Here is an 18737-nt window from a genome sequence, read left to right as displayed (position 1 = left end):
TTCCCCCTAATCAAACAAAAAAACTGCCTGAGAATCCCTTCTCAGACAGTTTTTCCAATGGTGTCAGGCACTAATTATGTAAACTCAACCAAGCCTGACATTCATTTGTACCTTCTTGCTCTATGCATGAACGGTATAGGACGCCGTTTTTGGGACTTCGTGATGATGACGGCAGCGGGGCTCGTACGCTTCGGAGGCACCCACTAAAATCACTGGGTCATGGTAAGAGGCTGGACGTCCATCAATCAGACGCTGCGTCCGACTTGAAGGCGAACCACAAACAGAACAGACCGCCTGCAGCTTCGTCACCGATTCAGCAATCGCCATCAACGCAGGCATCTGCCCGAACGGCTCACCGCGGAAATCCATATCAAGACCCGCACAAACCACCCGATGGCCTCTGTCAGCCAGCTGCTGAACAACCCTGAGAATCCCCTCATCAAAAAACTGAACCTCATCAATGGCAATAATATCCATATCCGCTTCCACATGGTGAAGAATCTCAATCGAATGAGTAATTGGCTTCGCATCAAAAGAAGATCCATTATGAGAAACGACAGATTGATCGTGATAGCGATTATCAATTTTCGGCTTAAAAACAGCTATCTTTTGTTTGGCGAACTGAGCACGTCTAACGCGGCGAATCAATTCCTCCGATTTCCCAGAAAACATACTGCCACAGATAACCTCAACCCATCCGCTTTGCTTCATTAAATACATAAAACGGCGTCTCCTTCCAAGCAAATCCTTAAATATCTATCAATTATTTGAATTTTATTAAAATAAAAAACAGGCAAGTAAATTGCTGCTTGCCTGTACTTTTTACAATTATTGTTGCTGTTGGCTCTTGATGCCGTATTTCTTGTTGAAACGGTCAACACGTCCGCCAGCTTCAGCGAATTTTTGACGACCAGTATAGAATGGATGACATTCTGAACAAGTTTCAACGCGAATTTCTTTCTTCACTGAACCAGTTTCAAAAGTGTTTCCGCATGCACAAGTCACCTGTACCATTTTATAATTTGGATGAATTCCTGCTTTCATTCTTTTCATCTCCTTCCGCCCTGAATCATTCGAAACAGAGTTATATAATGTGCTTGTCTAACACCAAGCACCAATTTACTTAACACACACTGCACCCATTATAACAAGGCAAACCAAATTTGGCAAGTTGGGATTTATTGGTTTCTTTTTTAAAAAGGAACCCATCATGCCCCCCTTTACCAGGGTTGTCCGATACCTAATTGACTAGGACCGGCTTAATTTGACCGCTTCACCGCATCGACTACGAACGTCTAGATTTCAGCTCTTCCCCTAGTTGCGCGAAGAATTCCTCATTCGATTTAGTTTGTCTTAATTTTTTCAAGAAGCGTTCCGCAAAATCTGGTGAATCTGACATCGATTTTCTGATCGCCCATAATTTATCCAAATGATCCTTCGGAATCAACAGCTCTTCCTTACGCGTTCCCGAACGACGGATATCAAGCGCAGGGAAAATACGGCGTTCAGCCAGCTGACGGTCAAGGTGCAGTTCCATATTACCTGTCCCTTTAAATTCCTCATAAATCACGTCATCCATCCGTGAGCCTGTATCGACTAAAGCCGTCGCAAGAATCGTCAAACTGCCGCCCTCTTCGATATTACGGGCTGCCCCGAAGAAACGCTTTGGACGGTGGAAGGCTGCTGGGTCAATACCACCAGAAAGCGTTCTTCCGCTTGGCGGAATTACAAGATTGTATGCACGAGCCAGACGCGTAATACTATCCATCAGAATCACGACATCGCGTTTGTGCTCGACTAAACGCATCGCGCGGTCAAGCACCAACTCCGCTACTTTAATATGATTTTCAGGTACTTCGTCAAACGTCGAACTGACGACGTCACCGGCAACCGAACGCTCGATGTCGGTCACTTCTTCCGGGCGTTCATCGATTAACAGCATGATTAATTCCACTTCAGGGTGGTTCGTTGTAATGCTGTTCGCAATTTCTTTTAACAGCATTGTTTTACCAGCCTTTGGCGGAGCGACGATTAAGCCACGCTGCCCAAAACCAACCGGTGCCACAACATCCATAATCCTTGTCGATAGATGTTTTTGTGTCGTTTCTAATTTCATCTGTCTGTTTGGATATAATGGTGTGAGGCCCGGGAAGTACACCCGTTCTTTCGCTGATTCCGGATCTTCCCCGTTAACAGCCTCTACGTGCAATAGTCCATAATAACGCTCGTTTTCCTTTGGAGGTCGTACTTTACCGGAAACTTTATCCCCATTACGAAGGTCGAAGCGGCGGATTTGCGAAGCAGAAATATAGATATCCTCTGAGCTTGGCGAGTAGTTAATTGGTCGTAAGAATCCAAATCCTTCTGATTGGATGATTTCCAAGACGCCTTCCATAAAGAAATACCCCTGCTGTTCCGCACGAGATTTCAGGATGGCAAAAATTAATTCTTTTTTTGTTAATTTGCTGTAATAGGTCACTTTATATTCGCGAGCAAGCTCATAAAGCTCCTTCAGCTTCATATTTTCTAAACTTGAAATTGTTAAGTCCATTTGTGCACCACACTTTTATTTTTTTCAATCAGATAATAATTAAGAGAGTTGAGGAATTGAAATAGAAGTAGTAAGAAATGAATAGAATTGCAGAAAAATGAATAAAAACAATTACTATTTTACCCTCTATGCAAAAAATTAATCAACTAAATTTTCTATTTTCATTCATTGGGAATTTTTTCTGTGAAGGAGTTCGTTGAAAATTCCTAATCGAGTGTAATAGGAGTTTTTTAATTTAGGAGAGGTGATGCCATGAAGGGTGCCTGACACGCACTGGTGTCAGGCACCCTTCACGGGGCATCGCCTATTTAATCACTAAATTAGGTTTTTTCTTTAAACTATGACGACCTTCGACAAAGCGGACGGTGCCTGATTTGGCACGCATAACGATTGAGTGGGTCGAACCGTAGGATCCTTTGAATTGAACACCGCGCAGCAATTCTCCGTCGGTAATCCCTGTCGCAGCAAAAATGGCGTCATCGCCTTTGACAAGGTCCTCCATCCGCAGGACGCGATTGACATCGAGGCCCATCTTGATGCAGCGCTCAAGCTCCGCATCATTTTGCGGCAATAGTTTACCGATGATTTCGCCGCCAAGACATTTTAAGGCAACAGCAGACAGAACGCCTTCAGGAGCACCGCCAGAACCAAAGAGAATATCCACACCGGTATTGTCGAATGCCGTATTAATGGCACCTGCCACGTCACCATCATTAATTAACTTGATTCTTGCCCCTGCTTCACGAAGCTGGGCAATGATATGCTCATGGCGCTCACGATTTAAAACAGTCGCGACGACATCCTCGATATCTTTATTTTTCGCTTTGGCAACGGCCTTTAAGTTGTCCAGAACAGACGCATTGATATCAATATGTCCGACTGCTTCGGGCCCAACCGCGATTTTTTCCATGTACATATCAGGAGCATGAAGAAGGTTGCCATGATCAGCAATCGCAAGAACCGCTAAAGCATTCCAGCCGCCTGATGCTAAAATATTGGTACCTTCGAGCGGGTCAACGGCAACATCGACGCGTGGTCCGTAGCCTGTCCCAAGTTTTTCACCAATATAAAGCATTGGTGCTTCATCCATTTCCCCTTCACCAATGACAACTGTACCCTTCATTGGCACGGTGTCAAACACATCGCGCATGGCAGAAGTAGCTGCACCATCGGCCTCATCTTTTTTCCCACGGCCCATCCAACGGGCTGAAGCTAGTGCTGCCGCTTCTGTGACACGGACAAGCTCCATCGTTAAACTTCTTTCCATCGGTCTCCATCTCCCCTATGTCTTTTGTTTATCTCCCGAACTTTGCTTTCTGTCTAGGCTACAGCGCTCTGCGGCTAATGTCACCCCTTGGCAAGGCGCTTCCGCTTTTCTATGTGTTTTTCATCTGTTCTACTTCTTCTTTTGTCAACGCTTCCCGCCAAATGGTTGCACCGAGTCCGTTTAGTTTTCCTACAAGGTCACTATAGCCGCGGTCGATATGTTCAAGACCGGTTACTTCAGTAATTCCTTCGGCAATCAATCCGGCAATGACAAGAGCGGCTCCTGCCCTGAGGTCGCTTGCCTTCACTTTGGCACCTTGAAGCTGAATCGGGCCATTTATGATGGCTGAGCGTCCTTCCACCTTAATATTGGCGTTCATTCTTCTAAGTTCATCGATATGCTTAAAGCGGGCACCGTAAATCGTGTCTGTCACAACACTTGAGCCGGCAGCTTTTGTCAGGAGTGTTGTAAACGGTTGCTGTAAATCGGTAGGAAACCCAGGATAAACAAGCGTTTTAATATCGACAGCCTTTAATTTTGTTGATCCGTCAACAAACACTTGATCATCGCCGGATTCGACACGAACACCCATTTCGCGCAGTTTGGCAATTAATGATTCTAAATGCTGCGGGATGACGTTATCAATTAACACGCCTTCGCCCACTGCTGCGCCTAAAATCATATACGTGCCAGCTTCAATTCGGTCCGGAATAATGGTGTGGCGGCAGCCATGGAGTGATTCCACACCATCGATGCGGATCACGTCGGTTCCTGCGCCTTTAATTTTCGCACCCATACTTGTTAGCAGCGTCGCCACATCAATGATTTCTGGCTCTTTCGCCGCATTTTCAATCACCGTCCGGCCTTTGGCCCGAACAGCCGCCAACATGATATTAATCGTTGCTCCCACACTGACGACGTCGAGATAAATCCGTGCGCCTCGAAGCTCGTCCGCCCGTAAATAAATCGCCCCTTGTTCATTGGTGATTTGGGCCCCAAGTGCTTCGAAACCTTTAATATGCTGATCAATCGGTCTTGGTCCTAAATGGCAGCCGCCAGGTAAGCCAATTACCGCCTTTTTAAACCGGCCGAGCATCGCACCCATTAAGTAATAAGAAGCACGGAGCTTTTTTACTTTCCCGTTTGGCAGGGGCATGGAAATCATCGTAGATGGGTCGACCGTCATATCGTTGTCAGAGAGCTGAACATTTCCGCCGATTTCTTCAAGAAGGTCCTTCAAGATTTCAACATCTGAAATGTCCGGCAATCCCTCAATTGTCACTGGTGATTCCGCTAAAATTGTTGCAGGAATTAACGCGACGGCACTGTTTTTTGCCCCGCTGATCCGTACAGTTCCCTTTAACGGATAACCACCCGCAATTTTAAGTTTTTCCATTTTCGACTCCCTTCTAAGCCCTTGTAAGTCAATCGGTACGCATCCGCTTATTACTGAATGAGGCTATAGGTATATTTTTCCATCATGAAAAGTCAAAATCCGACAGTTTGTCTATCCTTTAGTTTACACCAAAATTCTATTTTCATGTATGGTAATGAAAATTTTTTCATAAAACTGGAAATTTATGCCTCTGTACGAGCTTTCCAGTCTGTTAGGAAGCCTTCAATGCCCTTATTATGGATGATGGAATAATCCCATTAATACTTTGTATGGAATAGTTGCAATATGAGCGCCTCTTAACGCGGCTTCTGTCACGTGAACTGGATTACGAATGGAGGCTGCAATGATTTCTGATTCAATTTTCAGTTTTCTTTACAGACTGAAACCGCCCTTTGGTAAGGACGGTTTCATTTTATCATAATTGGAACAAATATAAAAACGACATTGTTCCGTTTTTTAAAATTGTCTTACGCTTTGCCTGAAGAACCGAATTCACGAATTTTGCCAATAACGGTTTCTTTGATGGCATCACGAGCTGGTCCTAAATATTTACGTGGATCGTATTCTTCAGGTTTAGCAGCTAATGATTCACGAACAGCTTTTGCAGATGCGATTTGATTTTCTGTGTTCACGTTGATTTTGGCTGTTCCAAGTGAAACAGATTTTTGGATATCCTTTAATGGGATACCAGTTCCGCCGTGAAGGACTAATGGAAGACCAGTAATCTTGCCGATTTCTTCCATCTCAGCAAAACCAAGGTTTGGTTCGCCTTTGTATGGACCGTGAACAGAACCTAATGCAGGTGCAAGGCAGTCGATACCTGTGCGTTTTACAAGTTCTTCACATTCTTTTGGATCTGCGTAAATGACGCCTTCAGCGATAACATCGTCTTCTTGGCCGCCAACAGTTCCTAGTTCCGCTTCAACAGAAACACCTTTTGAATGAGCAAAGTCAACTACTTTAGAAGTAATTTCGATATTTTCTTCAAATGGGTGGTGAGAAGCATCGATCATAACAGATGTGAAGCCTGCATCAATCGCTTCTTTACATTTTTCAAAGCTTGAACCGTGGTCAAGGTGAATGGCCACTGGTACTGTCACTTTCAAGTCTTCCATTAAGCCTTCAACCATTTTTACAACGGTTTTGAAGCCGGACATATAACGGGCAGCACCTTCAGATACCCCAAGGATAACCGGTGAATTTTCAGCTTGTGCAGCTTGAAGAATGGCTTGTGTAAATTCTAGGTTATTTAAGTTAAATTGCCCAACCGCATATCCTTCTGCTTTTGCTTTGATGAGCATTTCTTTCATTGAAACTAATGGCATTTCTCTTCCTCCTTAGTTTAGGTCGCTATCTTTTTCAAAAATGAGCCTTCCATATTAAGGTTTTCCCTCAATTTTACGGATTATGTATTACTTGAAAAAGATAACCAAACAGTAAAAAGTTCATATGTATCATATCAAACCAAGGTTCGAAATGCCATTAAAAAGACAGAGTTTTATAAACTTTCATAATGAAAGCGCGTCCATTTAACTTTTCCCAGAGTTCTTATGTTTTTTATAAAAAAATGACGTTAATTCATCTTTTGAGGGATGTGTTTTCGAACGGCTGCACGAATATCATCAATGTCAAAAGGCTTGGCAAAATGAGTAATTGCTCCAAGGTCCTTCGCTTCTTGAATCATATCCAACTCGCCATAAGCTGTCATGATAATGACGCGTATGTCAGGATCGATTACTTTCATTCTTTTTAAAATCTCGATTCCGTCCATTCCAGGAATTTTCATATCCAATAGGACAAGGTCGGGGTCATGCTTTGTTACAATTTCAAGGGCCTGAATGCCATTGGCAGCCTGAAAGGTCTGATACCCTTCTTTTTGAAACACTTCATTTAGCAGGATTCGAATGCCAAACTGATCATCAACAATTAAAATTTTCTCTTTCATAACTCCACCTCTTCCTTATTTTTAAATTACTTTTTTATTATCCCCTATATCTCTCACTTGTTATATTTCTCGCTGAAAGAGAAATTCTCCTGCAGAAATTTTGATATTTTTCTTTTATTTTTGCAGTGGCATAAAAATGCTTATAATAAGAGGGTGAATAGGAGGGTTTTTATGTTAAAAATGTTTACTACTCAATTAACCGGTCTATTGAAGCGGATTGAGGAAAAAGAGGAATATTCCTTTGAAGATGGTGCCCGCTTGCTTGCGCAAGGGCCGATATATATTTTTGCCACGAAGGAAATGAAGGCGGTTGAGTTTGAAGCTTTAGAGGGTGCCGAACCATTAAAGGGCGCAAAGGTGTTTGAGCACGTGGGAGAGCTAACTGACTCGGATCGGGTGCTGATTTTCTCGCGGTATTCAAGTGATGAAGACGCTATGGAGGTGGCCGCTCAACTTCAGGAAAAGATGATACCTTTTGTGGCTGTTTCCACGGCTGTAACGGAGGGTGGAAAATTGCAAGAGTTGGCTGATCTCCATATCGATTTGAGGCTGACGAAAGGCCTCCTCCCCGATGATTTTGGAAATCGCTATGGATATCCATCATCAATGGCAGCATTATTCGTTTATTTCGGCTTGAAATTTACGATTGAGGAGATTTTAGCAGAATATGAGGAGTAAAACGGGGTGAATAACCCTGTTTTTTTATTGCACTTGATTATTTCCCGGGGGGTTAAGAGGTCAAAATTATAGGCTTTGGGCTTTTGTACCATTTTTGGGTGGTTTTGTGCTTTTTGGCAAGCTTTTGTGCCATTTCCAAAGGGTTTTGTGCCATTTTGAAGTAGTTTTGTACAATTAGACAATATATGGAAACTACCCACATGATGTTAATACCATTTTTACAAAAATTCCCTATATATATTTCACTGCAAGTTACCTTTTTATAAAAATCACCTTTGTATAACCTGACACAAATACCCTTTTTATAAAAACCCAAAGATAAAAAAACAGGACCAGCAAACTAAACTGGTCCTGACCACAAAACTTATTTTTGAATTGTTGCTTTAATAAAGTCACGGAACAAGGGCTGCGGACGTGTTGGTCTAGAGACGAATTCCGGATGGAACTGCGAAGCTACAAACCATGGATGGTCCTTCAATTCGACAATCTCCACTAAACGGCCGTCCGGGCTAGTCCCAGAGAACACAAAGCCGCGAGCTTCCATGTCTTGACGATAATGATTGTTAAACTCATAACGATGGCGGTGACGCTCATAAATAACCTCTTCGTTATACGCTTCAAACGCCTTCGAGCCCTCAACAATACGCGCAGGATAAAGACCTAAACGCAACGTGCCGCCTAAATCCTCAACATCCTTCTGCTCTGGAAGCAAATCGATAATCGGATGAGCTGTATCCGCATCAAATTCTGCAGAATGCGCACCTTGAAGTCCAAGCACATTGCGGGCAAATTCAATCGTTGCCAGCTGCATTCCTAAACAAATACCAAGGAAAGGCTTCTTCTGTTCACGAGCATAGCGCGTCGCTTCAATTTTCCCTTCAATCCCGCGGTCACCAAAGCCGCCCGGAACAAGGACACCGTCGACATCATTCAATAACTCAGCCACATTTTCACGTGTAACCTCTTCGGCATTAATCCATTTAATTTCAACATCGGTATCAAACGCATAACCCGCATGTTTCATCGCTTCAACTACAGAAATATAAGCATCCTGAAGCTCCACATATTTTCCGACAAGACCAATGCGCGTCTTATTCGAAAGGTTGATGACGCGGTCAACGAGTGCTTTCCACTCCGTCATATCTGCTTCGTTCGTAACTAATTTCAAATGATCGCAGACGATTTGGTCCATATTTTGATCTTGAAGCGCTAGTGGAATCGAATAAAGTGTATCGGCATCGCGACATTCGATTACAGCTTTTGCATCAATATCACAGAACAAGGCAATTTTATCCTTCATATCCTGTGAAACCGGCATTTCCGTCCGCACGACAATAATGTTTGGCTGAATTCCAAGGCTGCGCAGCTCTTTCACACTGTGCTGGGTCGGCTTGGTTTTCATTTCACCCGCTGCTTTAATATACGGAATCAGCGTACAGTGAATGTACATCACATTTTCCGAGCCGATATCGCTCTTGATTTGGCGAATTGCCTCAAGGAATGGGAGTGATTCAATATCGCCTACCGTTCCGCCGATCTCCGTAATCACGACATCGGCATTCGTTTCTTTACCGGCGCGGAAGCAGCGCTCCTTAATTTCATTGGTGATATGCGGAATAACCTGTACGGTTGCACCCAAATAATCACCGCGGCGCTCTTTCCGTAAAACCGTCGAATAAATTTTTCCTGTTGTTACGTTGCTGTACTTGTTTAAGTTAATGTCAATAAAACGCTCATAGTGACCTAAGTCCAAATCTGTTTCAGCGCCATCACCGGTAACGAATACTTCACCGTGCTGGTACGGACTCATTGTTCCAGGGTCAACGTTAATGTATGGGTCGAATTTTTGAATGGTTACATTCACGCCCCGATTTTTCAATAAGCGTCCTAAAGATGCTGCTGTAATTCCTTTTCCCAGTGATGAAACCACACCACCAGTTACAAAAATATATTTTGTCATAAATATTTCCCCCTCTTATACAGTTTGTACATTATTCAGTTTGTTTAAGGGTTTTTGTAAAAAAATATTTTCCTTACGTCCGAAAAAATTTGGAACAATAAAAAACGCTCTCCTACTCTTGGTAGGGAGCGTATTATAAGTAAATAGCGTATCGTCCTTTTTTAAGGAGCCCAAAAGTGATTCTACAAGGGCACGAATAAAATGTCAAGTCGATTAGTCTTCTTCTACTTCCTCTTCTTCAAACACTTCTTCTTCCTCAAGATCATCATCGAGGTCATCTTCTTCATCCAAGTCAATCTCAAGCTCGTCCTCGATCACATCATCATCATCGTCTTCGTCAAACTCATCTACTTCGTCGATATCAAGATCATCTTCATCATCCAAGAGATCATCTTCATCATCAAAGTCATCAAAATCATCATCAATTTCTTCCACTTCATCGATTTCATCGAAATCTTCTTCGTCGACAACCTTCTTCGCCTTTTTCTTCTTAGGTTTCACAACGGTGACAACTTCTTCCTCAGCAGTATCGACTGGATACCAAACGCGAAGTCCCCAGCGGTTACTTCCTAATGAAAGGAAACGGCCATCTACATTTATGTCGGTGTAAAATTGTGCTAATCTTGATTGAATTTCTTGCTCAGTAATCCCTGATGCCTTCCTTATCTCTTTTAATAGATCATTAAAGGCAATCGGCTCCTTACTATTTTTCAAAAATTCAAAAGCCATTTCCATAAGGGAAAACTCTTTTAATTCCTCTTTTGAGTATTGTGCTAAACTCAATATGGGCACTTCCTTTCTCTATTTAACACTCTTAAATGAGTGATTAACGGACATAACATAATGTTGATTAATATAAACTTGAGAATTTTCCAGCTCCAGCGACTAGCATACTTCGCTAAACGGGTGCTTCCTTTTTTCTCTTAAAAATACATATTCTTCATTATAAACAAATTCTTCCGGTTTATGCTAGTGCTAGTCGTTGTTTCACTTGAATTTTTGCGGATGAGCCTTTTCACTACCCGTTTTCTTGGCTTGCTTCTGCTTTTTCATCTCCTTAATAGATATCACTAGAAAGAAGATTGCTAGCAGCAGGAACGAAATTGCGCCCAACTGACGTTGATAGAGATAATTTAATGGCCAGGCACAAACAATTAAAACCACCAATATATGACTTACCTTCATTTGCTCACCTGCCCAAAACCCTCGAATATGTACGCTAAATCGATTATATAAGATTAACGCAAATATTAATATCTCATAAAATAAGTTTTATTACAAAAATTGGTGTCAGGCACCATGTGAAACATTCACATGGTGCCTGACACCGTACTTTACATATTTCGTCGATATTGTCCGCCCACTTCGTACAGGGCTCTCGTGATTTGCCCGAGGCTGGCTACTTTAACGGTTTCCATTAATTCGGAAAAAATATTGCCATTGTTGACGGCGGCCTCTTTTAAGCGCTTCAACGCTGCTCCTGAAGCATCTGCATGACTTTCCTGGAAGGTGCGTAAATTGACGATTTGCAGTTCCTTCTCTTCGTAGGATGCACGCGCTATTTCCATATTATTGACATCTTCCGCTGACGGAGGATTCGGGTTCAAATACGTATTCACGCCAATAATCGGTAATTCGCCGGTATGCTTTTTCATTTCATAGTACATCGATTCATCTTGAATTTTACCGCGCTGATACTGTGTTTCCATCGAACCAAGCACACCGCCGCGGTCATTCAAACGCTCAAACTCTTGTAGGACCGCTTCCTCGACGAGATCCGTCAGCTCCTCGACAATAAATGAACCTTGCAACGGATTTTCATTTTTCGCTAAACCATGTTCTTTGGTAATAATCATCTGAATCGCCATCGCCCGGCGCACCGATTCTTCCGTTGGCGTCGTAATGGCTTCATCATACGCATTTGTATGGAGCGAATTACAATTATCCTGCAGGGCCATTAATGCCTGCAGTGTCGTCCGGATATCATTAAAGTCAATTTCCTGGGCATGGAGCGAACGGCCAGACGTCTGAACATGATACTTTAATTTTTGGCTGCGCTCGTTGGCGCCGTATTTATTGCGCATCACCGTTGCCCAAATTCGTCGTGCGACACGGCCAATCACCGTATATTCTGGATCCAATCCATTCGAGAAAAAGAACGACAAGTTCGGGGCAAAATCATCAATATTCATGCCGCGGCTTAAATAGTATTCCACATACGTAAACCCATTTGACAATGTAAACGCCAGCTGCGAAATCGGATTCGCACCGGCTTCCGCAATATGATAGCCCGAAATTGACACTGAATAATAATTGCGGACTAGGTGTTCGATGAAATATTGCTGAATATCGCCCATCATCCTTAGAGCAAACTCGGTTGAAAAAATACATGTATTTTGGCCCTGATCTTCTTTTAATATATCGGCCTGAACCGTCCCGCGCACCGTCCGTAACGTATAAGCCCGTACCTCCGCAAACTCTTCAACGGTTAACACGCGGCCAAGTTCCGCTTCCTTCCGCTGCACCTGTTGATCAATCGCGGTATTCATAAACATCGCTAAAATGATCGGTGCTGGTCCATTAATGGTCATCGAAACTGATGTCGACGGATGGCACAAGTCAAAGCCGTCATATAGCTTTTTCATATCATCTAACGTACAAACACTGACACCGCTTTCCCCGATCTTCCCGAAAATATCCGGACGGTAATCCGGATCTTCACCGTACAATGTCACGGAGTCAAACGCGGTACTTAACCGTTTCGCCTCATCATCCTTCGATAAATAATGGAAGCGGCGATTCGTCCGCTCCGGTGTCCCTTCGCCAGCAAACTGCCGTTTCGGATCTTCCCCCTCACGCTTGAACGGGAATACCCCCGCCGTATACGGGAACGAACCCGGCACATTTTCCTGGTAGACCCAGCGCAGAATTTCACCATAATCCTTATACCTCGGCAGCACCACTTTCGGAATGTCGAGCCCTGAAAGGCTTTTCGTTTTTAACACCGTGATAATCTCTTTATCACGAATCCTCGTCACAAACTTATCGCCAGAATAGGCCGCCTTTGTCTGTGCCCACGAATCAAGAATTTTCCGTGATTCTGGTGTCAGACGCGCCTCGGTTTCTTGCTTCACCGCTTCTAAAGCAGCAATCACCGCCGCATCGCTTACCGCTTCGATCGCCCCTTCTAACTGGAATAACTTCCGGGCAATATTCGCCTGTTCTTCGGCTTTCTTATGATAACCGCGCACCGTTTCAGATATTTCACGTAAATAATAACGACGGTCGGTTGGGATAATCACATTTTGCTTCTCCACAAGGGCATTTTTACTAAAAGAAGTCACCCAGCCAGTGCCCATTTTGTCATTAATTTTTTCAATCAAGGCCGCGAACAATGCATTCGTGCCCAGGTCATTGAACTGGCTCGCAATCGTTCCATAAACCGGCATATCATCGATGTCTTTTTCAAACAGCATATGGCTCCGCTGATACTGCTTTTGTACCTGACGCCTTGCATCCTCCGAGCCCTTGCGCTCAAACTTATTAATGACAATCAGGTCAGCAAAATCAATCATATCAATCTTTTCAAGCTGGGACGGCGCTCCAAATTCACTCGTCATCACGTACAAGGAAACATCGCAAATCTCCGTGATTTCCGCATCCCCCTGGCCAATCCCGCTCGTTTCGACAATCACGAGGTCAAAGCCAGCAGCCTTCGTGACGGCAACCGCATCGCTGATCGCCAGTGATAATTCACTTTTCGAATGTCTTGTGGCCAGACTGCGCATATACACATTCGGCGAAAAAATCGCATTCATACGGATCCGGTCCCCTAACAGCGCACCGCCCGTCTTTTGCTTGGTTGGATCCACCGACAGAATCGCCACCTTTTTATCCGGCAATTCATTAATAAAGCGGCGGATCAATTCATCGGTCAAGGAACTTTTTCCCGCACCGCCCGTACCCGTGATCCCGACAACTGGAATCTGCTTCTCCAGTGACTTTACTTGGTCAAGCACCTGCTCAACCGTTGCCGCTGCCTCGTTCCGTTTATCAACATGAAGCTCTGCCAAGGTAATCAACTTCGCCACTGCATTCACATCACCCGTCGGAAGCTTCTCCATTTGTTCGGCCGCATCCAGCGGAACCGTCGCAAAATCGCACTCCTCCAGCATCCGGTCAATCATCCCTTGAAGCCCTAACTTCCGGCCATCTTCCGGTGAAAAAATCCACGCAATCCCGTACTCATGCAGCTCATTTATTTCCCGAGGGATAATCACACCGCCGCCGCCGCCATAAATGCGGATGTTCGGCGCCCCTTTTTCCTTCAGTAAATCGTACATATATTTAAAGTATTCAACATGCCCGCCTTGATACGAAGAAATCGCAATCCCCTGCACATCCTCCTGAATCGCCGCGTTCACAACCTCCTCAACCGAGCGATTATGGCCAAGATGAATGACCTCGGCCCCGCTTGCCTGAAGAATACGCCTCATAATATTAATAGAAGCATCATGACCGTCAAACAAACTCGAAGCCGTGACAAAGCGAATATGATGCTTCGGCTGATAATTTCCCATAGTTCTCCCCCTTTTTTATAAAAGGCTCCGTTAAACTTGGCTGTTGATTTCCGTTCCAGGCGCTTCGCTTTCCTCGGGCGGTCCGGGGAGCCTCCTCGGCGCTAAGCATCTGTGGGGTTTCCCCTGCCCCGTCCTCCCGCAGGAGTCTTCGCGCCTTCCACTCCAATCAACATAGAGAGCACTTTTAACATAGCCTTTTTTATAAAAATGAACTCCATTCACTGTTCGCCATACGTCTAGCATTACGAGCTTGCTTGTGTGGACGAATGAATGCCGTTAAACAATTGATCGGTTTGGAGTTCAATGTATTCATCAAGTGTATATAATTTTTGCAGCGCCCAGCGGCGGAACGCCCACATTTGGCCCTCGACAATAATGTTATGGGAAATCAATTCGATCTGCTTTTCTGATAACTGCAGCTCGCCATTGTCGACGCACCTTGTGATCAAGCTCTCAAACATCGCCGCCATTTCCATTTCTTTTTTCAGCACATAGGGAAGGGCATCCTTCGTCAGCGATTTGGCTTCTTGATACATGACAAGAACCTCATCCTGCATCTCATCAATCACTCGGAAATAATGCCGGACCCCCATCTTCAGGCTCAAAAGCGTGCCTTTTTTCTGCTCGAGATCCTGCTCGAGGCGCTCGCGAACATGATCATAGATTCTGTCGCACACGAGATAAAGGACGTCTTCCTTGGAACGGATGTATTCATAAAGTGTCCCGATGCTAAAACCGGCCGCTTTCGCGATTTCCCTTGTCGTCGTCCGATGAAATCCCTTTTCCTTAAAAAGGCTGACGGCCCCTTTGATCATTTGATCACGCCTTTTTTGAACCAGGCGTTCATCCTTTACTGAAGCTAGTACTTCCCGCTTTTTCATCATGCTCTAACCGCCTTATTTCGTGATCATCCGTGAGATAACGAGGCGTTGAATTTCTTGTGTTCCCTCGTAAATCTGCGTGATTTTTGCATCACGCATAAATCGCTCAACAGGATAATCCTTTGTATAGCCATACCCGCCAAAAACTTGTACGGCTTCGGTTGTTACCTTCATCGCTGTATCGCCAGCAAATAACTTGGACATCGCTGACTCCTTGCCGTAAGGCAGACCTTGTGACTCCAGCCATGCCGCTTGATAAGTTAATAATCTCGATGCCTCAATCCCGGTTGCCATATCCGCCAGCTTAAAGCCGATTCCTTGATTGGCGACGATTGGTTTTCCAAATTGATGGCGTTCCTTTGCATAATCCACTGCAGCATCGAGCGCCCCTTGAGCAATTCCCACGGCTTGCGCAGCGATGCCGTTGCGGCCGCCATCAAGCGTCTGCATGGCAATTTTAAAGCCTTCGCCTTCTGCGCCGAGTCGATTGGCAACAGGAACCTTGCAATCTTCAAAAATAATTTCTGTTGTTGGTGAGGAACGAATGCCGAGTTTCTTTTCTTTTTTTCCAACCGAGAAGCCTGGGAAGTCGCTCTCGATAATAAACGCGGTCGTTCCTCTTTGTTTACTTGTTGGATCGGTTAGTGCAAACACGACATAAATGTCGGCCACGCCGCCGTTTGTAATGAAGATTTTCGAACCATTAAGTACATAGTGATCTCCTTCTAGACGTGCGGTTGTTCTCATCCCGCCTGCATCCGAACCGCTGCCAGGCTCTGTTAAGCCGTACGCGCCAATTTTGGTTCCTTCTGCCATTGGGCGCAGATAGGTTTGCTTTTGCTCCTCACTGCCAAATTTGTAAATCGGCCAGCCGGCTAGAGACGTATGGGCGGAGAGCATCACGCCTGTCGATGCGTCGACGCGGGACAGTTCTTCAACGGCAATACAGTAAGCAAGATAATCGCTGCCAATCCCGCCGTATTCTTCCGGCCACGGAATCCCGGTTAAACCAAGCTCCGCCATTTTGTCAAAAATCTCGCGGTCAAAGCGCTCTTCCTCGTCCCGCTCTGCGGCTGTCGGTGCTACTTCATTGCGCGCAAAATCCCGTACCATTTTCCGGATCATTTCATGTTCTTCAGAAAGTTTAAAGTTCATTTCAAGTCCCCCTAGTGGATGAATATATATTAAAAGATTAAGATTTGAACTCAGATTACTGTCTAGCTCCGGCGCCCAACGGCTAGTGTACTTCGCCCTTTTCCCTACGATAAGTCAACATCGGATCGCTTACGCTCTCCGTGTTTCCTTTATCTCAGTCAAAGGGCTCCAGTCCATACGCCGCTAAACGGGCGCCTCCGCTTTTCTTTAAAGATGTTTACTAATCACAATCCGTTGAATTTCACTCGTGCCTTCATAAATTTCGGTTATTTTCGCGTCACGGAAATAGCGTTCAACCGGATAATCTTCGGTATAGCCGTAACCGCCAAATACTTGGATCGCTTCGGTTGTTACCTCGACCGCTGTTTTGGTCGCGAACAGTTTCGCTATCGACGCCTCCAATGTACATTTCAACCCATGAGTTCGTAAATAAGCAGCCCGATAGACTAATAGTTTTGCCGCTTCGACACTTGTCGCCATGTCGGCTAGTTTGAAACCAATCCCTTGTTGGCGGGCGATCGGCTTGCCAAATTGCTGGCGGTCCCCAGCATAGGTGGTTGCGGCTGACAGTGCGGCCTCGGCAATCCCTAGTGCTTGGGTAGCAATCCCAATACGGCCGACATCAAGGTTCGCCATCGCGATTTTAAAGCCCTCTCCTTCTGCCCCGAGAAGGTTTTCTGCTGGAACTTGCATGTCCTCGAACGTGAGCTGGACAGTTCTCGAACCATGCAAGCCCATTTTCTTCTCATCCTTACCGACGACAAAGCCCGGGGTATTTTTTTCAACAATAAACGCAGAAATTCCCTTGCTGCCTTGTTCCGGATTCGTTTTCGCAAAAACAATATAAACATCGGCCTCGCCGCCGTTCGTAATGAACACCTTTGAGCCGTTGATGACGTAATGATCACCCTTCTTAACCGCACGAGATTTTAAGCTCGCGGCATCGGAACCTGAACTTGGCTCGGTTAAGCAAAACGCACCAAGGTACTCCCCTGAAGCAAGCTTCGGCACATACTTCATTTTCTGTTCTTCTGAGCCAAAATAGAGAATCGGGTTGGTGCAGACCGAGGTATGGACTGATAGAATCACTCCCACCGTCGCACTTACCTTTGAAAGCTCATTAATCGCTAGGATATAGGAGGTGAAGTCCATCGCGGCTCCACCGTATTTTTCAGGTACAGGAATCCCCATCAGGCCAAGTTCGCCCATTTTGCGAAGGATTTCGCGCGGGAATTCGCCTCTTTCCATCTTTTCAATAAACGGTGCAATTTCGCTGTTGGCAAAATCGCGAACCATTTTACGCATCATTTCTTGTTCTTCGGTGAATGACAGATTCATGGTGGTCTCCCCTTTGGAGGAATGTAATATCGTGGTACTCATCATCATCACGACCCCTTTTTCGAAGAAATGCTGTGTTTATTCATACGTATAAAAACCGCGTCCTGTTTTCTTACCGAGCCAGCCTGCTTTCACATATTTACGGAGGAGCGGGCAGGGACGGTATTTGTCGTCGCCAAAACCTTGGTGAAGCGTTTCCATAATATACAGACATGTATCTAAGCCGATAAAATCGGCCAAGGTTAACGGCCCCATGGGGTGGTTCATGCCGAGCTTCATGACTTCGTCGATCGCTTCCTTCGTAGCCACGCCCTCATAAAGCGTGTAAATCGCTTCGTTGATCATTGGCATCAGAATCCGGTTTGAGACAAAACCAGGAAAATCATTGACTTCAACCGGTACCTTGCTTAAGGTTTTTGTCATATCTTCAATAACTTGGTACACTTCGTCGGCAGTCGCGAGGCCGCGGATGATTTCGACGAGCTTCATGACCGGAACCGGGTTCATGAAGTGCATGCCGATGACCTTTTCCGGGCGCTTGGTTGCCGCCGCAATTTCGGTGATTGGCAGTGATGAGGTATTGCTCGCTAGTATTGAATGTGCTGGGGTAATGTCATCGAGTTGGGCAAAGATTTTTGTTTTGATGTCCATATTTTCAACGGCTGCTTCGATGACGAGGTCGACGTCACTGGCATCATTTAGGTCGGTGGAAGTGGTGATGTTGCAGAGAACTTTCTGTTTTTGCTCTTCAGTCAGGCGCCCTTTATCAACGTTCCGTTTAAGTATTTTATTGATCCCTGCTAAGCCGCGTTCCACAAATTCCGGTTTTAGATCATTTAAGATGACCGTGTATCCCGCCTGGGCACAAACTTGAGCAATCCCTGAGCCCATTTGTCCTGCACCGATCACCATAAGCTTTGAAATCTTCATTTTTTCCCCTCCGAAGTAAGGCCGGAACAAGTCCGACCTAGATTTTTTATGTTTTT

The 18737-nt window shown here is 44.9% G+C and carries 16 protein-coding genes and 1 pseudogene; 1 reads left to right on the top strand and 16 read right to left on the bottom strand.

Annotation, left to right across the window (positions count from 1 at the left end; all coding sequences use genetic code 11):
• Nucleotides 1-120: 120 nt before the first annotated feature.
• The 8 genes and pseudogenes from J7E66_RS08755 to J7E66_RS08720 all read right to left on the bottom strand — a co-directional run bounded on the left by J7E66_RS08755 (nucleotide 121) and on the right by J7E66_RS08720 (nucleotide 7159).
• Nucleotides 121-720 (bottom strand): thymidine kinase, encoded by a 600-nt coding sequence (locus J7E66_RS08755; protein WP_214999330.1) that lies wholly within the window; start codon nucleotides 718-720, stop codon nucleotides 121-123.
• Between the two features lie 108 nt (nucleotides 721-828).
• The gene (gene rpmE / locus J7E66_RS08750; protein ID WP_088090223.1) at nucleotides 829-1044 is read right to left on the bottom strand and encodes a 50S ribosomal protein L31; all 216 of its coding nucleotides are present in this window, start codon (nucleotides 1042-1044) and stop codon (nucleotides 829-831) included.
• A gap of 241 nt (nucleotides 1045-1285) precedes the next feature.
• Nucleotides 1286-2551 carry a transcription termination factor Rho gene (gene rho / locus J7E66_RS08745; protein WP_088090224.1) on the bottom strand — a complete coding sequence of 422 codons (1266 nt, stop codon included), beginning with the start codon at nucleotides 2549-2551 and terminating at the stop codon, nucleotides 1286-1288.
• Nucleotides 2552-2855: 304 nt separating this feature from the next.
• A complete protein-coding gene (gene glpX, locus J7E66_RS08740) occupies nucleotides 2856-3818 on the bottom strand; it encodes a class II fructose-bisphosphatase (protein WP_088090225.1) in 963 nt (320 codons plus the stop codon).
• 109 nt (nucleotides 3819-3927) lie between these two features.
• Nucleotides 3928-5214, bottom strand: a complete 1287-nt coding sequence (locus tag J7E66_RS08735; RefSeq protein ID WP_168241299.1) for a UDP-N-acetylglucosamine 1-carboxyvinyltransferase — start codon at nucleotides 5212-5214, stop codon at nucleotides 3928-3930.
• Nucleotides 5215-5396: 182 nt separating this feature from the next.
• Nucleotides 5397-5574 (bottom strand): annotated as a pseudogene (locus tag J7E66_RS08730) (fructose-6-phosphate aldolase); the annotation flags it as partial.
• Nucleotides 5575-5681: 107 nt separating this feature from the next.
• Nucleotides 5682-6539 carry a class II fructose-bisphosphate aldolase gene (locus J7E66_RS08725; protein WP_214999262.1) on the bottom strand — a complete coding sequence of 286 codons (858 nt, stop codon included), beginning with the start codon at nucleotides 6537-6539 and terminating at the stop codon, nucleotides 5682-5684.
• Between the two features lie 248 nt (nucleotides 6540-6787).
• Nucleotides 6788-7159 carry a response regulator gene (locus tag J7E66_RS08720; RefSeq protein WP_066248710.1) on the bottom strand — a complete coding sequence of 124 codons (372 nt, stop codon included), beginning with the start codon at nucleotides 7157-7159 and terminating at the stop codon, nucleotides 6788-6790.
• 171 nt (nucleotides 7160-7330) lie between these two features.
• Between J7E66_RS08720 and J7E66_RS08715 the strand changes: the two genes are divergently transcribed.
• The gene (locus J7E66_RS08715) at nucleotides 7331-7837 is read left to right on the top strand and encodes a DUF2529 domain-containing protein (protein ID WP_214999260.1); all 507 of its coding nucleotides are present in this window, start codon (nucleotides 7331-7333) and stop codon (nucleotides 7835-7837) included.
• A 364-nt stretch (nucleotides 7838-8201) separates the two neighbouring features.
• Here J7E66_RS08715 and J7E66_RS08710 read toward each other — a convergent pair whose 3' ends face one another.
• The 8 genes from J7E66_RS08710 to J7E66_RS08675 form a co-directional block, all read right to left on the bottom strand.
• On the bottom strand, nucleotides 8202-9797 hold the full coding sequence (locus J7E66_RS08710; protein ID WP_214999258.1) for a CTP synthase: 1596 nt from the start codon (nucleotides 9795-9797) through the stop codon (nucleotides 8202-8204).
• Between the two features lie 213 nt (nucleotides 9798-10010).
• On the bottom strand, nucleotides 10011-10580 hold the full coding sequence (gene rpoE, locus J7E66_RS08705) for a DNA-directed RNA polymerase subunit delta (protein ID WP_214999256.1): 570 nt from the start codon (nucleotides 10578-10580) through the stop codon (nucleotides 10011-10013).
• A 204-nt stretch (nucleotides 10581-10784) separates the two neighbouring features.
• The gene (locus J7E66_RS08700; protein WP_214999254.1) at nucleotides 10785-10982 is read right to left on the bottom strand and encodes a hypothetical protein; all 198 of its coding nucleotides are present in this window, start codon (nucleotides 10980-10982) and stop codon (nucleotides 10785-10787) included.
• Nucleotides 10983-11131: 149 nt separating this feature from the next.
• Nucleotides 11132-14377 (bottom strand): fused isobutyryl-CoA mutase/GTPase IcmF, encoded by a 3246-nt coding sequence (gene icmF, locus J7E66_RS08695; RefSeq protein ID WP_214999252.1) that lies wholly within the window; start codon nucleotides 14375-14377, stop codon nucleotides 11132-11134.
• A gap of 242 nt (nucleotides 14378-14619) precedes the next feature.
• A complete protein-coding gene (locus tag J7E66_RS08690; protein ID WP_214999328.1) occupies nucleotides 14620-15258 on the bottom strand; it encodes a TetR/AcrR family transcriptional regulator in 639 nt (212 codons plus the stop codon).
• 15 nt (nucleotides 15259-15273) lie between these two features.
• Nucleotides 15274-16413 carry an acyl-CoA dehydrogenase gene (locus tag J7E66_RS08685; RefSeq protein WP_098932368.1) on the bottom strand — a complete coding sequence of 380 codons (1140 nt, stop codon included), beginning with the start codon at nucleotides 16411-16413 and terminating at the stop codon, nucleotides 15274-15276.
• Between the two features lie 207 nt (nucleotides 16414-16620).
• Nucleotides 16621-17751 carry an acyl-CoA dehydrogenase gene (locus J7E66_RS08680; protein ID WP_214999326.1) on the bottom strand — a complete coding sequence of 377 codons (1131 nt, stop codon included), beginning with the start codon at nucleotides 17749-17751 and terminating at the stop codon, nucleotides 16621-16623.
• A 78-nt stretch (nucleotides 17752-17829) separates the two neighbouring features.
• Nucleotides 17830-18681 carry a 3-hydroxybutyryl-CoA dehydrogenase gene (locus J7E66_RS08675; protein WP_214999251.1) on the bottom strand — a complete coding sequence of 284 codons (852 nt, stop codon included), beginning with the start codon at nucleotides 18679-18681 and terminating at the stop codon, nucleotides 17830-17832.
• Nucleotides 18682-18737: the final 56 nt, after the last annotated feature.

The sequence above is a fragment of the Bacillus sp. ISL-7 genome (assembly GCF_018613065.1).
This window is presented reverse-complemented; position numbering and strand designations above follow the sequence as displayed.

Bases quoted from the DNA above. Each gene is read 5' to 3' on its own strand.
- J7E66_RS08755 (WP_214999330.1), bottom strand. From the start codon at position 720: ATGTATTTAATGAAGCAAAGCGGATGGGTTGAGGTTATCTGTGGCAGT.
- rpmE (WP_088090223.1), bottom strand. From the start codon at position 1,044: ATGAAAGCAGGAATTCATCCAAATTATAAAATGGTACAGGTGACTTGT.
- rho (WP_088090224.1), bottom strand. From the start codon at position 2,551: ATGGACTTAACAATTTCAAGTTTAGAAAATATGAAGCTGAAGGAGCTT.
- glpX (WP_088090225.1), bottom strand. From the start codon at position 3,818: ATGGAAAGAAGTTTAACGATGGAGCTTGTCCGTGTCACAGAAGCGGCA.
- J7E66_RS08735 (WP_168241299.1), bottom strand. From the start codon at position 5,214: ATGGAAAAACTTAAAATTGCGGGTGGTTATCCGTTAAAGGGAACTGTA.
- J7E66_RS08725 (WP_214999262.1), bottom strand. From the start codon at position 6,539: ATGCCATTAGTTTCAATGAAAGAAATGCTCATCAAAGCAAAAGCAGAA.
- J7E66_RS08720 (WP_066248710.1), bottom strand. From the start codon at position 7,159: ATGAAAGAGAAAATTTTAATTGTTGATGATCAGTTTGGCATTCGAATC.
- J7E66_RS08715 (WP_214999260.1), top strand. From the start codon at position 7,331: ATGTTAAAAATGTTTACTACTCAATTAACCGGTCTATTGAAGCGGATT.
- J7E66_RS08710 (WP_214999258.1), bottom strand. From the start codon at position 9,797: ATGACAAAATATATTTTTGTAACTGGTGGTGTGGTTTCATCACTGGGA.
- J7E66_RS08700 (WP_214999254.1), bottom strand. From the start codon at position 10,982: ATGAAGGTAAGTCATATATTGGTGGTTTTAATTGTTTGTGCCTGGCCA.
- icmF (WP_214999252.1), bottom strand. From the start codon at position 14,377: ATGGGAAATTATCAGCCGAAGCATCATATTCGCTTTGTCACGGCTTCG.
- J7E66_RS08690 (WP_214999328.1), bottom strand. From the start codon at position 15,258: ATGAAAAAGCGGGAAGTACTAGCTTCAGTAAAGGATGAACGCCTGGTT.
- J7E66_RS08685 (WP_098932368.1), bottom strand. From the start codon at position 16,413: ATGAACTTTAAACTTTCTGAAGAACATGAAATGATCCGGAAAATGGTA.
- J7E66_RS08680 (WP_214999326.1), bottom strand. From the start codon at position 17,751: ATGAATCTGTCATTCACCGAAGAACAAGAAATGATGCGTAAAATGGTT.
- J7E66_RS08675 (WP_214999251.1), bottom strand. From the start codon at position 18,681: ATGAAGATTTCAAAGCTTATGGTGATCGGTGCAGGACAAATGGGCTCA.